The sequence below is a fragment of the Streptomyces sp. NPDC059256 genome (assembly GCF_042753785.1).
Classification (GTDB): domain Bacteria; phylum Actinomycetota; class Actinomycetes; order Streptomycetales; family Streptomycetaceae; genus Streptomyces.
This window is the reverse complement of record NZ_JBHYZO010000024.1, coordinates 83,336-95,599: the sequence shown is the minus strand read 5'-3', so window position 1 is coordinate 95,599 and position 12,264 is coordinate 83,336. Positions and strand designations below refer to the sequence as shown.

The window sequence follows — 12,264 nt, the reverse complement described above, 5'->3', positions numbered from 1 at the left end:
ATCCGTCACATCGAAACGCGCCACACCCGAGTTCTACCAGCCCCACCGAACCCATCAGCGAGCGTCACGAAGATCCGAACCTCGAACAGCTCCTAGGGCTCGCAGCCCGCGGAAAGTGCGGTCCTCGCGCCGGGTTCGGCCAGCCTGCGCCCCGACTTGCCTTCGGGGCGAAGCGGCACTCCGACAACATGGGATTGGGCAGTCCCCTGGGAGGCCACCACGCACCGTCCTGAACATGGCAGTCGCTGTGGCACCTTGGCCATCATCCGCGGCACTACCCGTTTCACAAGCGCGCAAGAGTGCAACGCGTGCACGCCCTTTGCGTGCTGAAAGGGGGTACCCATCCTCACCATTTGGGGCGTGGAATAGGGATTCCCGGATCAGCACCGACGCACGGTGCGGGCTTGAAGGCACCGCGGCGGCCCGGGCCGGGTACTGCCGTCGCGGCAGGATTCACCCGCCGCCTACCACGGGCCGACGGTGGTGGCCGGCTGAGACGGGCGGATGCCCGAAGGAGGACCCCCCATGACCCGATCGCACGTCCGTCCCATCTCACAGGCCCCGCGTGAACCCTACTCGGACCAGGCCGCACCCCTGCCGTAGCCGAACGGTTGGTTCATGTTGGTCCCGTCCAGCGACCTTCCCCCGGGTGCTGTCCTGACCCGCCGGTTGATGGGCGAGGACGTCGTCGTCTACCGCACCCGCAGCGGACGGGCCCGCGTCATACGGCCCTACTGCCCCCACCTGGGCGCGCACCTGGGCTGCGGGGGACGGGTCGAGGACGATCTCATCGTGTGCCCGTTCCACAGCTTCGCCTTCAGCGGCGACGGATCCCTGGCCCGCGTCGGCCGGCCACACTGCGCGGCACGTACGGGACAAACTCACCGTGCTGCCCTGCGAGGAATCCAACGGTGGGATCTTCACCTGGGCCGGCACCGACCCTGACCAGCCACCCAGCTGGGCACTCCCGAACCTGTTTCCCACCGCCACGCCGGCGCTCCGGTTCAACCGCATCGAGATCGGCACCCACCCGCAAGAAATCCTGGAAAACAACGTCGACACCGCGCATCTGTACCCACTTCACGGATTCCCCGAGTGCGCCGTGCCCGAAGGGCCCGCCTCGGACGGGCACGTGTTCACCGTCTCGCTCCGCGTCACGCGGACTGTCCCCCCGTTCGGAGCGGTCAGCGGCGACACCACAATCTCCCTCTATGGTCTGGGGCTGATGCACCTCGTGGTCACGGCCCCTGGCCAGCAGTGGCAAATCGACGTTGTAGCCAGCACACGCCCCGTGGCCCCTTGGCGAACCGAGCTTCTACTCGGTGTGGCCATGAACATCGACGCCACCAAGGGGCCACTGTCGTGGGTCCCGCGACAGGCCATGACCGTCCTGGCGGCCGCCCTGACCCGGTTGAATCTGGTCGCCGTACTGAAAATCATGGACCAGGACATCCCGGTCTGGGAGACCAAGCGCTACACCAGCCCGCCCCGGCTCGGCCACAGTGACGGCCCCATCGGCCCCTACCGCAAATGGGCCCAGCAGTTCTACCCGACCACCCCCAACCGAAGGGAACCCACAGAACAGGGCTGAGGGCACCGGAACCTTCAGCGAAGGTGCACCCGTTGGCGTGTGAACGGACACCCGGAAGCTCCAGCTACACATGGTGGTCACACTGAGGTCATTGGTACTGCTGAAATCCTCGAAGCCCGCTCACAACGTGGCCCAGCCCTCGTACGGTGCGAGGTACTGGACAGCCGTCCCTTGGCTGGACATCAGACACTCGTTCCCTGGTCATGGTGCTCACGCAGCACAATCGCGGGTTGTCATGGCCTTCGAGGGCTCGTTCGCGGACGTCATCGCACTCTATGCACGACATCGCCGCCAGCGCGATGAACACGATGGCGGAGGGGATCGTCCGAGCCCTTCAACTCCCCGCCAGGAAACTCCAGGCCGACATCGCTCGCCTTCAGTTCCTGCGCAAGCACGGCGAGTTCGATGCCACGGCCGGGGCACTTGTGTTCGTGGACGACGAGCGTGATGCGCACTCCGGAGGAACGGATCTCCCCGGCGAGCTTCGCGGCGGGCCTCCAGCTCGGGCCGTTTCACGGCCCGAGCTGGAGGCCGGCCCACCCCTGCCTCGGGGGCCGACCCTCGTCCCCGACCGGGCAGCTGGGCGGTGGGGCTGCAGGGTACGCGGTTCTCCTCATCACGGTCGTCGACTCCGGGCCCGCATTCCACACCGACGTCCGCAAAACCGGACTTCGGCCCGGACGAGCAGGGCCGAGCACGGCCGAGGCATCGCCATCGTCGACTCCCTGGCCAGGACATGGAGATCGCGCACGACGGGGAAGCAGAGTGAGGGCACCGATGCCATGTACGGCGGTCACCTCCGCGACGCTTGAAACATCGACGCCGGCGCGTGGGCGGCGGTCTCGGAGCTGCCCGGTACGAGGTGGACGAGAGAACCGGCGTCCGAACTGATGATGGCTCTGGGGCTCTAGCCGAACGCAACTTCCGTTCCTCGCCCCAACTCGCGCGCACGGGCGTACACCCAGGCAGCGAAGGCGACGTCTCCGTATCCACCCGAGGACTCACGGAACACGGTCGTACCTGCGCGGGGTCGCTCGTCGGCGATGATCGTTGCGAATTCGGACATCGAGGTCCAGGGGAGCTTTCCGGTCCGATCCAGGTCGACCATGGTGCTGTGCATCGAGCCGTCCCGCCATACGTCGGTGAAGTTCCGCTCGTGTTCCACCGAGGTCACTACGACCTGGTCCGCCGTGAGATAGAGGTCCTCCCCGAACTCGCAGGGAGTCCCCATGCCGGCCACGAACGCACCGCGGGTGATGTCAGTGTGATGCAGGACGGGTTGCGTGCTGTTCGTCGAGACGAAGACGATCTCGGCGTCCTTGGTCGCGCCCTGTACGGTTGTGGATGCCTCCGCGGGGATGCCCAGTTCCGCGCTGATCCGTGCGGCGAACCCTGCGCGGTTCTCCTCGTTGCGGCCGTAGACGCGGATGTGCTCGATCTCGCGGACCAGTGACGCCGCCCGGATGAGTCCTAGGGCGTTCCGTCCGGTTCCCACCATGGCCAGTTGCCGGGCGTGGGGTGAGGAGAGGACGTCGGTCGCCAGTCCGAACATCGCCCCGGTCCGCAGCGTTGCGAACGGGTAGGCGAGCACACTGAGCAATCCGCCCGTCTGTGAGTCGAAGAGCATGGCTGCTCCGGCGTCCGATGCGAGGGACTGCGCCCCGGACGCGCGCAGACCCATGCGTCCGGACCCGGTCAGCGCACCGCTGACGATGCGCAACGCCCCAGCGCCGATGTCGAGGTGCATCGGTGCGCGCGCCGCCACTTTCCCTTCGGCTTGCTCTTTCAGTACTTCCCGGGTCACGCTCATCGCCTGCCGCAGGTCGAGGAGATCCTCAACGTCTGCACGGCTCAGTACGAGGGTGTTTCCAGGACTCGTTTCACTGGGCATGGCTTGTCCTCAAACGTCTTGCCGGTGTGCTGGGGCTTGGATCAGAAGGGCGGGCCGTGGATGCAGTGGATGCAGTGGATGCATCCGAGTGGCCGTACCCAGCATCGTCCATCGCCCTCGCACGTTCACCGGCTCCTGCACCTCGTGGATCTGGAGGCGTTGCCGTAAGGATAGGGGGGCCTTCTCCTGGGCCGAATGGCACTTGGCAGGTCCCCAGATCTCGATGCGGGATGGCAACGCTCCGGTGGCGTTCCCTTTCGGGCCTGGGGCTCCCGCCTGACCCCTGTTGCACCGAGCCGGCGGCGTGCGTGCCGGGAAACTCGGTCCTTTGGTGCCGGCACGGACTGTGCGCGTCGGGAACGCTCGCGTGAACCTGCGTGCTCGGTCCGTGCCGGTCGCGGAGAAGCGTGTGTTGGCTCTCAGCTCCGCCCGTCAGGGCTCACCCGAGTCGGTGTCAGGGTGACGGCGAGCTCTGTGGTGCTTGTGCCGCCGTTTGCTCACGGTAGTAGGCGGCAGCACCGGGGTGAATCGGCATGGAGGTGTCGGTCAGCCGGGCGAGATTGATCGGCTCTGTCATGGCAGCGAACTCGCCGGTGAATCGAGCGGAGATCTCCGCGGACTTCGCGTCCAGCGCTGCTGCGGTGAGGTAGGCGATGCGTTCGTTCATGTCGGACCGGCAGAAAAGCGCCCAACCACTGAAGTCGACCGTGGGCACATCGTCGTCCACACCGCGCTGGCGCCCCTTCTCGATCACGCCCCGCTCCATGCCGAGCGCCTCGCAATGGCTGAGAACATCATCGTCGACCGGGAGGAAGCGCAAGTCGTAGCCTTCCGCCAGGCGCCGCCAGCGCCTCGTCATGAACGCTTCGTCGAATACGGCGTCGAATGACGGATCAGCGGGCGGTTCAGTGGTGGAGTTCTGCGCCTGAGGACGGTCGCGGAGGATCTCACCGCCCCAGCTTTCGATGTCCTCGCGTGACAGTCCGTACTGGGCAAGGATTTCGTCGATCACCCACCCCGCCGGATGGTGCATCTCCGGAGTCGGCATGGACAGTCTCAGCGGGTACTTCTGTGCGCGAACATCGTGGAGGCTCGTGAGGCCAGTCCCGCGGCGCACGGCGAACGCCAGCCGATCATCGTGGGGGAACACGGCGATCACACTGAGCGGGAGCGGCTCAGTGAAGGGCCCGCGTCCTTCGATCGCCATCTTCAGGTACCACAGCGGTGTCGTCACAGCCATGTGGTACTGCCCGTCTGCCACAAGTCGCGGGGCCTTCATACACATCTCGCCGGGGTTCCCGGTGATGGCCGCCGCCGTCGAACCCGGCGGGAGCTGGCTGTAGTAGCCGGCCAGCCCGACCGCGGCGAGGCTTGAGACATCAATCCAATTCTGGCCCGCGCCAAGAATTCGGATGTCAACGGCTTCTGTAAGGTCTTCCATCAACCGATTCCCTTCAACGTCGAACTCGATATCAGTGCCGGTCGTGCCGATGCCGGCAGATGACTCTCCGGACGGTCGGGCCGTCGATCCGGCCCCGTGGCGCTGGCCCGCCCCCGTTGCGGGACGGGTGACGAGCAGGTGCTCTCGGGCGAACACAGAGGCGGCTTCCCGAACCCACACAGCAACTTCTGCCCACAAGAAGCACTCTCTGCCTAGTCGATAACCTTGCCTCCACTTCGTCGCTTTCGTCAAGAGTTGCGCGAGCTGTTGACGGACTGCTGGCCGAAGAGTAGAAAACTCCGCAACAAAACTCCGCAGAACAGAAACTCTCAGATACCTCGATCGGTAGGCATCGAGAGAGGGCCCCTCTCCGAGGTCGCCTGCGGAGGGAACCTGCGCGTCGCCGCGATCCGCCAACGACGGAACGGCAACGGTGCTGCACCTCATCCATGGCCTGTAGGCCCTCGGCGCGCTCATCGCGCATTCCCTGTGGAGACCCCAATGATCGAGCAGAGCTCCCGCGCGGCCCCTCGCAAGTCCGAACTGCGCACTGTGATGCTGTCCAGCTACTTCGGCACGACGATCGAGTACTACGACTTCCTGATCTACACGGCGGCAGCCGCCCTCGTCTTCGGAAAGATCTTCTTCGGCGACGTCGACCCCGGCGTCGGTACCATTCTGGCCTTCGCCACCATGCTCGCCGGATACCTGGCCCGTCCGCTCGGTGGCGTGATCTTCGGTCTGCTGGGGGACAAGTACGGCCGCCGCCGGATTCTGCTCGTCACTCTCGGCATCACCGGCGCGGCCACCGGCCTGATCGGCGTACTCCCGGCCTACTCGACCATCGGGCTGTGGGCACCGATCCTGCTCGTCACGATCCGCATCATCCAGGGCCTGGCGGTCGGTGGTGACTGGGGCGGATCGGTCTCGATCAGCGTTGAGACAGCACCCACCGCACGGCGCGGCTTTGTGGCCTCGTTCGTCAACATGGGAGCACCGAGCGGCTCGGTCCTCGCCTCGGCGATGCTCGCGCTGTTCGGCCTGATGCCGGAAGACGACTTTCTGGCCTGGGGCTGGCGAATCCCCTTCCTCATCGGCACGGTACTGACCGTGATCGGCCTGGGCATCCGGATGCGGATGATCGAGTCGCCGCTGTTCGCCGAACTACAGGCCAAGGGCGAGGCCAAGCAGAAGGGTGCTGCCCCGCTCAGAAGCGTGCTGACCAGGCACTGGCGCACCGTGTTGATCTGCATCGCCGGCACCCTGAGCGCCTCGGCCAACACCGGTCTACTGACCTCCTACGGCCTCACATTGGCCACCACCACCGGTGGCCACACTCGATCGACGGCGCTCGCCGCCCTGTCGCTGGGGGCGATCCTTCAGGTCGCTCTCATCCCTGGTTGTGCCCATCTCTCCGACCGCATCGGTCGGCGCAAGGTCCTGATGGCCGGCTCGGCACTGGGGGCGGTGGCGGCCTTCCCAGTCTTCTGGATGATCGCAGCCGGCCCGCCGGTTCTGCTGTTCACAGGCTTTGTCCTGGGCCTCGCGATCGTGCAGGCTGCGGTCTACGGGCCGGTGGCGGCGTTCATCTCGGAGATGTTCGATACCGAGCACCGTTACACCGGGTCGTCCCTCGCCTACCAGATCGGAGGGACGCTGGGCGGGGGCGTCATCCCGCTCATCGCTGTCACCCTCGCCGTTGGGCACGGCTACCCACCCATCGCGCTGATGACGGCCGGCAGCTTCCTCCTCGGCCTCCTGGTCATTCCGTTCGCACGCGAGGGCACCCGACGCGACCTGCACCAGAACCAGGACAAGGACCAGGACGGCAACGAGACAGCCGCCACCCCGAGTGAACCCCTGCGGGAGAGCCCCGCGTAACCGATCACGCCCCGGAGCCGGTGGGACTGCGCGCCAAGCCGACAGCGCTGTCCCACCGGCCGCTTTCTCTGTTCCTGGCCGGTGGGAGCTGATCATCCATCTCGGCGGGGGCATGCTCCCCCGCTCGTCATCACTGGTGTCACGTCGCCCCCCTAGCGCCACCCTGTGGTCCCAGCTGCTTCGCGGACACTCCCACTTCCGCAGCGACCCCCTCGGGGCGTGAGGGACGCGGTCGTGGATCTGGCGGTGCGCCCACAGGTCCGGAACGTCCCAGGTGGAGGCGGATTGAACCCGCTGATCAGCAGCGGCTTGACCGGGCTGGCGGAGCGATACTCCGGTGAGCGGTTCCGCAGTGGATCGTCCGGCCTCGCAGCGAGCACGGCCGTGTGAAGGACCCGGCAACTCCGTCGCGGCGGCGGGTCACGGCCGGCAGCAGTCGTGACCGGTGACAGCGACGTTGCCCATCAGCCGAGCGACGCGCCACCGTTCCAGGTCCTGGAGAGGGGCGCCCCTCCCCTACCGGTACACGGCCGAGCGGTGTCAGTGAGGCCCGGCACACGGCCGAGCGGTGTCAGTGAAGCACCGCGGCGGCTTCCTCCACCGTCTTGCAGAGCGCCTCACTGATCCGGCGGAGATCGGTCCGGTTCATCCGGCTGATCGGCACGGAGACATTGAAGGCCATCTGCATGGGTGTGCGGCGTGCCGGAAAAGCGACGGCGACCGATGTGACGCCCTCTTCGCTCTCTTCGGTGCTGGTGGCATACCCGCGACGGCGCACCATCTCCACCTCGCTCTCCAACTCGGAGCGGCGGCGGATGGAGTTCGCGGTGAGTCCGTCCAGTTCCTCTTCGGGGTAGAGGCGGTGCAGATCCTCGACAGAGAGTTGGGAGAGCATCGACTTGCCGGTGGATGTGCAGTGGGCGAGCATCGACTGACCCAGGCGGGCTGCGACGCGTACCGCGCGAGGGCTCTCGATCGCGTCGATGAAGCGCACGGTGGTGCCATCGAGGACCCCGAGATGGACGGTCTCCGACAGTTCGTCGTTGAGCTGCTCCAGGAACGGGTGCAGGGCATCGCGTACGTTGAAGCGCTGGAGGATGGAGTAGGCCACGCCGGTCAGTGCGGTGCCCGGCACATAGGTCTTGCCGCGTTCGGCCTGTCCGATGAAGCCTCGGTAGTGCAGCATCGCCAGAAGCCGGTGCGCGGTGGAGGTGGCAACCCCCAGATAGTTGGCGACATCGGTCAGACGCAGCTCGCTCTGTTCCCCCAGGAGCAGAAGGATCTTGAGGGCGTTGTCCACCGACTCGATCGGGTACTGGGGTTCCGGACCTCCGATGGATACCGTCTCGGTCTCCGTTTTCTTCATAGCAGAAGAGTATGTCACTCTGTTCGGTCGCTCCACGGGCATGTGTGCCTGAGGCGCTGTCGCCTCGCCCTTGTCGTTCCCGTCTTGCAACTCTGTGACCGGCCGGTTGGCGCGACCTCGCCCCCACTGGGGGCGGCATCCACCACCGGGCGAGAAGGTCGGGAACCGTTGGGAGTGGTGACCGGTTCGGTCACCTCGTCCTGGCCTCGCTGATGCGGTACGTCGACGGGGCCGTTGGCGCAGAGCCCGTACGGGAGGCCGCTGCCGCCGGGCCGGTTGATGCGCTGAAGTTCCGGATCCTCGCGTTGGGGTGGATCGGGGCACTCGGTGGGGTCAGGTCTCATTCCTCGGCCCCGAGGCTGACCGTCTTGCGGGCAGTTCACCAGATGTGCCCCGCTCGTCAGCGCCCGGCATGTCATGGCTGTGCCGTGCGCCCTCGCGGCGCCCCTGCCGAGGGCCGCTCCCTTCCCGCTCTCGAACGGCCTTGCTCACCCCTTCTTTCGCGCATCGGGGCGCGTAATCCGTCCGGGAGCGGCCGACCCAGTGTGGCTGGCCGGGGACAGCTACGTCGTGATCAGCCAGCCATTGACGCCACAGCAAGGAATTGTTCTACTGTGCAGAGTTAACATCTTCTGAGCAGAAGAACTAGGGATGGGTGCTGGTAACACTGCCCAGGCCCTGAGCAGGAAGGGTCGCGATGACTGAGCATGCCGAGACGCTCGATGACGTGCGCCGGGGGATGGTTCCGGCGCATATCTACAATGACGAAGCGATCTTCAAGCTGGAGAAGGAGCGGTTGTTCAGCCGCTCCTGGATTTTCGTGGGCCACGAGTCAGAGATTCCACAGCCAGGCGACTACGTGGTGCGGCGGGTGCTGGAGGACTCGTTCATCCTGACGCGGGACGAGAAGGGGGAGGTCCACGCCCACTTCAATATGTGTCTGCACCGCGGTATGCAGGTGTGCAGAGCAGAGATGGGCAATGCGTCACACTTCCGGTGCCCCTACCACGGCTGGTCCTACCGCAACGACGGCCGGATCGTCGGTCTGCCCTTCCACCAGGAGGCGTACGGCGGCGAGGCGGGTTTCCAACGCAAAGGGCAGCGGCTTCTTCCGGCGCCCAGCTTTGACACCTACAACGGCCTGATCTTCATCAGTATGGACGCCGCAGCCCCGCCGCTGCGTGAGTACCTGGGCGACTTCGCCTTCTACCTGGACTACTACACCAGCCAGAGCCCCAGCGGGATCGAACTGCGCGGACCCCAGCGGTGGCGGATGAAGGCGAACTGGAAGATCGGTGCCGAGAACTTCGCCGGCGACATGTACCACACCCCCCAGACCCACACTTCGGTCGTGGAGATCGGGCTGTTTCGCGAGCCGAAAGCCGAGAAGCGCAAGGACGGTTGCACCTACTGGGCGGGCAACGGCGGCGGAACCACCTACAAGTTGCCCCCGGGAACACTGGAGGAGCGACTGCGTTACGTGGGCTACCCCGACGACATGATCGAACGGATGAAGGAGTCCTGGTCGGCCGATCAGCTGGCGGTGATCGGTGACGACGGATTCATGATCTCAGCCGCCTCCGCGTTCCCCAACCTCAGTCTCGTGCACAACTGGCCCCGCGTGGCGGACGGCGAGGACGTACTGCCGTTCATCTCCCTTCGCCAGTGGCAGCCGATCAGCAAGGACGAAACCGAGGTTCTGTCCTGGTTCGCGGTCGACGCCGAAGCCCCGGAAGAGTTCAAGGAACTGTCCTACAAGGCGTATCTGATGTGTTTCGGCTCGACCGGCATGTTCGAGCAGGACGACGTGGAGAACTGGGTCTCGCTGACCAACACCGCGGCCGGCTCGATGGCACGCAGGCTCCTGCTCAACAGCCGTATGGGCATCCTCCAGGACGGCACCGAAGTCGTTCCGGCACTGACACCCGCCCAGTTCTCCGGCCCTGGGATCGCGCACACCGGATACGGCGAATACAACCAGCGTGAACTCCTCAACCGGTGGGCCGACTATCTGGCCGAGCCGGTCAAGGCCCCGGTCTCCGCCGAGGTCGGCGCCCCCACCCCGCACTCGACGGAGCGCAAGAGCCACTCGGCGGTGAAGAAGTCATGACGTCCCAGTCAGGAAACTACCGCGCCGGCGCCTACTCGGCCGGTCGCACGGGAACACATTCCTCCCAGGCCGTACTGGGGGGCAACGCCTCCCGTATCCAGCGCACCGGCCGAACGCTCCCCTTCGGCGACGTGCGCCACCAGCAGGCACACCAATGGCTGGTCGACGAGACCTACACCCTCGACGCACAACGCTACGAGCAGTGGCTCGAACTGCTCACCGAAGACATCCACTACGTGATGCCGGTCCGAGTGACCACCGCTCGGGGCACGGGGTTCGACACGGCACCCGGCATGGCCCACTTCGACGAGGACAAGTACTCCCTGTCGCGACGGGTCGCACGGTTCATGACGGAACACGCCTGGACCGAGGACCCCCCGTCACGGCTGCGCCACCACCTGACCAATGTGCGCACCTTCGCCACGGACGACGAGGACCATCTCGTCGTGGACTCCGGGGTGCTGCTCTACCGCAGCCGGGGCGATGTCCAGGAAGCCGCCCAGGTATCCGCCGGCCGTGAGGACCTTCTACGGCGAACGAAGGACGGCTGGCAGCTGGCGCGCCGGACCATCCTCGTCGACGACTCCGTGATCCGCATGCAGAATCTGGCGATCTTCCTATGAAGCTGCACTGGAGCGGTGAAGAAGAAGACGCGCAGGCCGCGCGCCGGGCGGCGGCCGAACGGGCCGAGCTGGCGACGCACACCAGCGGAGAGCCCCTCACCATCGGAAACGAGTTCTCCGAGATCCGGGTCAGTCGGGTGGAGACACGCAACGGATCGCGGTTGCTGATCGAGTCCCCCAAGTCCGGGCAGTGGGTCGCCCTGTGCCCGCTGGAACTGGAGGCGATCACTTGGCAGAACACCACCACCTTCTCGGCGATGATCGGCCGTCCCTTCGGGCCGCTGCTAGAGGAGGACGACCAGTGAGCGGCTGGCTGGAGGGCAAGCGGGCACTCGTGGTCGGGGCCGGTTCGGGGATCGGCCGCGCGGTGGTGGACGCGTTCCGTGCCGAAGGCGCCCGGGTGGCGGTACTCGAACTCGACGCCGCCAAATGCCAGGCCATCCGCGAGAGCTCACCCGATGTGCCGGTCACCACGGGCGACGCCACCACCCAGAGCGCCAATGAGCAAGCGGTCGCCAGCGCGGTCACCGCATTCGGAGGCTTGGACCTCCTCGTCAACTGTGTCGGAGTCTTCGACTACTACAAGGGCCTGACGGAACTGGACGCGGGCGTCATCGACACGGCGTTCGACGAGATGTTCGCCATCAACGTCAAGAGCCACCTCCACTCCGTCAAGGCCGCCCTGCCAGCCCTGCGCGCCTCCCGGGGATCGGTGATCCTCACCGAGTCGACCTCCGGGTACTACCCCGGACGCGGAGGGGTGCTGTACGTGTCGTCGAAGTTCGCGGTACGCGGACTGGTCACCGCGCTCGCCCATGAACTCGCGCCCGACATCAGGGTCAACGGAGTAGCGCCGGGCGGCACCCTGGGCACCGACCTGCGCGGCCTCAACAGCCTTGGCCTGGAAACCCGCAGCCTCGGCGACGCGCCGGGTCGGGCCGATGAACTGGCCGATCGAGTCCCCCTCAAAGTCGCCCTCTCCGCCACCGACCACGCCTGGAGCTATGTGTTCCTCGCCTCCGACCGAGCCCGGGGGATCACCGGCGCAGCCGTTCACCCCGACGGCGGCATCGGCGTCAAGGCGTGAACCACCCATCACCGAAAGGAGCCAGATCGTGCCAGTACTCAAGGCGGATCTCGACGCGTGCCAGGGATACGCGAACTGCGTGGTCGCGGCACCCGACACCTACGACATCGACGACGACGGCCTGGTCGTACTGCTCAGGGAGAGCATCGACGAAGCGGACCTCCCCAGAATCCGGGAGGCGGTACACAGCTGCCCGGTCTCCGCGCTGACGATCGAGGACGCATGAGTGCCTTGAGCCACGCTCCCCACACCAGGGCTAGAGAAGGGATCGTCC

General features: G+C 66.2%; 11 protein-coding genes. 8 read left to right on the top strand and 3 right to left on the bottom strand.

Going from position 1 to position 12,264, the window contains the following annotated elements:
* Positions 1 to 618 precede the first annotated feature (618 nt).
* Together ACFXJL_RS30655 and ACFXJL_RS30650 are read left to right on the top strand one after the other, a co-directional pair.
* The gene (locus tag ACFXJL_RS30655) at positions 619 to 945 is read left to right on the top strand and encodes a Rieske 2Fe-2S domain-containing protein (protein ID WP_384697777.1); all 327 of its coding nucleotides are present in this window, start codon (positions 619 to 621) and stop codon (positions 943 to 945) included.
* Complete coding sequence (locus ACFXJL_RS30650; protein ID WP_384697774.1) at positions 887 to 1,591, top strand: hypothetical protein; 705 nt, start codon at positions 887 to 889, stop codon at positions 1,589 to 1,591. Before ACFXJL_RS30655 ends, ACFXJL_RS30650 begins: the two co-directional genes overlap by 59 nt.
* 907 nt (positions 1,592 to 2,498) lie before the next feature.
* On the opposite strand, the gene ACFXJL_RS30645 is transcribed toward ACFXJL_RS30650, so the two are convergent.
* Both ACFXJL_RS30645 and ACFXJL_RS30640 read right to left on the bottom strand, forming a co-directional pair.
* Positions 2,499 to 3,482, bottom strand: coding sequence for a hypothetical protein (locus ACFXJL_RS30645; RefSeq protein WP_384697771.1), 984 nt, complete (start codon positions 3,480 to 3,482; stop codon positions 2,499 to 2,501).
* 454 nt (positions 3,483 to 3,936) lie between these two features.
* Entirely contained in the window at positions 3,937 to 5,079 is a 1,143-nt protein-coding gene (locus ACFXJL_RS30640; RefSeq protein ID WP_384697768.1) for a TAXI family TRAP transporter solute-binding subunit, read from the bottom strand.
* A gap of 345 nt (positions 5,080 to 5,424) precedes the next feature.
* Here ACFXJL_RS30640 and ACFXJL_RS30635 point away from each other — a divergent pair, with 345 nt between their 5' ends.
* Positions 5,425 to 6,804, top strand: coding sequence for an MFS transporter (locus tag ACFXJL_RS30635; protein WP_384697765.1), 1,380 nt, complete (start codon positions 5,425 to 5,427; stop codon positions 6,802 to 6,804).
* A gap of 571 nt (positions 6,805 to 7,375) precedes the next feature.
* Here ACFXJL_RS30635 and ACFXJL_RS30630 read toward each other — a convergent pair.
* On the bottom strand, positions 7,376 to 8,170 hold the full coding sequence (locus ACFXJL_RS30630; protein WP_384697762.1) for an IclR family transcriptional regulator: 795 nt from the start codon (positions 8,168 to 8,170) through the stop codon (positions 7,376 to 7,378).
* A gap of 697 nt (positions 8,171 to 8,867) precedes the next feature.
* On the opposite strand from ACFXJL_RS30630, the gene ACFXJL_RS30625 reads away from it, so the two are divergent.
* From ACFXJL_RS30625 to ACFXJL_RS30605, 5 genes are read left to right on the top strand one after another with little or no spacing between them, the layout of a single operon-like run.
* The gene (locus ACFXJL_RS30625) at positions 8,868 to 10,280 is read left to right on the top strand and encodes a Rieske 2Fe-2S domain-containing protein (RefSeq protein ID WP_384697759.1); all 1,413 of its coding nucleotides are present in this window, start codon (positions 8,868 to 8,870) and stop codon (positions 10,278 to 10,280) included.
* Positions 10,277 to 10,903 (top strand): 3-phenylpropionate/cinnamic acid dioxygenase subunit beta, encoded by a 627-nt coding sequence (locus ACFXJL_RS30620; protein WP_384697757.1) that lies wholly within the window; start codon positions 10,277 to 10,279, stop codon positions 10,901 to 10,903. The genes ACFXJL_RS30625 and ACFXJL_RS30620 overlap by 4 nt, the downstream gene beginning before the upstream one ends.
* Positions 10,900 to 11,208: a hypothetical protein gene (locus ACFXJL_RS30615; RefSeq protein ID WP_384697754.1), complete on the top strand. Its 309-nt coding sequence runs from the start codon at positions 10,900 to 10,902 to the stop codon at positions 11,206 to 11,208. The genes ACFXJL_RS30620 and ACFXJL_RS30615 overlap by 4 nt, the downstream gene beginning before the upstream one ends.
* Positions 11,205 to 11,990, top strand: coding sequence for a 3-(cis-5,6-dihydroxycyclohexa-1,3-dien-1-yl)propanoate dehydrogenase (gene hcaB, locus ACFXJL_RS30610; protein WP_384697751.1), 786 nt, complete (start codon positions 11,205 to 11,207; stop codon positions 11,988 to 11,990). Before ACFXJL_RS30615 ends, hcaB begins: the two co-directional genes overlap by 4 nt.
* Positions 11,991 to 12,018: 28 nt before the next feature.
* Positions 12,019 to 12,216 (top strand): ferredoxin, encoded by a 198-nt coding sequence (locus ACFXJL_RS30605; protein ID WP_384697749.1) that lies wholly within the window; start codon positions 12,019 to 12,021, stop codon positions 12,214 to 12,216.
* The last annotated feature ends 48 nt before the right edge of the window (positions 12,217 to 12,264 follow it).

Coding starts and splice junctions, on each gene's coding strand:
- ACFXJL_RS30655 (WP_384697777.1), top strand. CDS start 619: ATGTTGGTCCCGTCCAGCGACCTTCCCCCGGGTGCTGTCCTGACCCGC.
- ACFXJL_RS30645 (WP_384697771.1), bottom strand. CDS start 3,482: ATGCCCAGTGAAACGAGTCCTGGAAACACCCTCGTACTGAGCCGTGCA.
- ACFXJL_RS30635 (WP_384697765.1), top strand. CDS start 5,425: ATGATCGAGCAGAGCTCCCGCGCGGCCCCTCGCAAGTCCGAACTGCGC.
- ACFXJL_RS30630 (WP_384697762.1), bottom strand. CDS start 8,170: ATGAAGAAAACGGAGACCGAGACGGTATCCATCGGAGGTCCGGAACCC.
- ACFXJL_RS30625 (WP_384697759.1), top strand. CDS start 8,868: ATGACTGAGCATGCCGAGACGCTCGATGACGTGCGCCGGGGGATGGTT.
- ACFXJL_RS30620 (WP_384697757.1), top strand. CDS start 10,277: ATGACGTCCCAGTCAGGAAACTACCGCGCCGGCGCCTACTCGGCCGGT.
- ACFXJL_RS30615 (WP_384697754.1), top strand. CDS start 10,900: ATGAAGCTGCACTGGAGCGGTGAAGAAGAAGACGCGCAGGCCGCGCGC.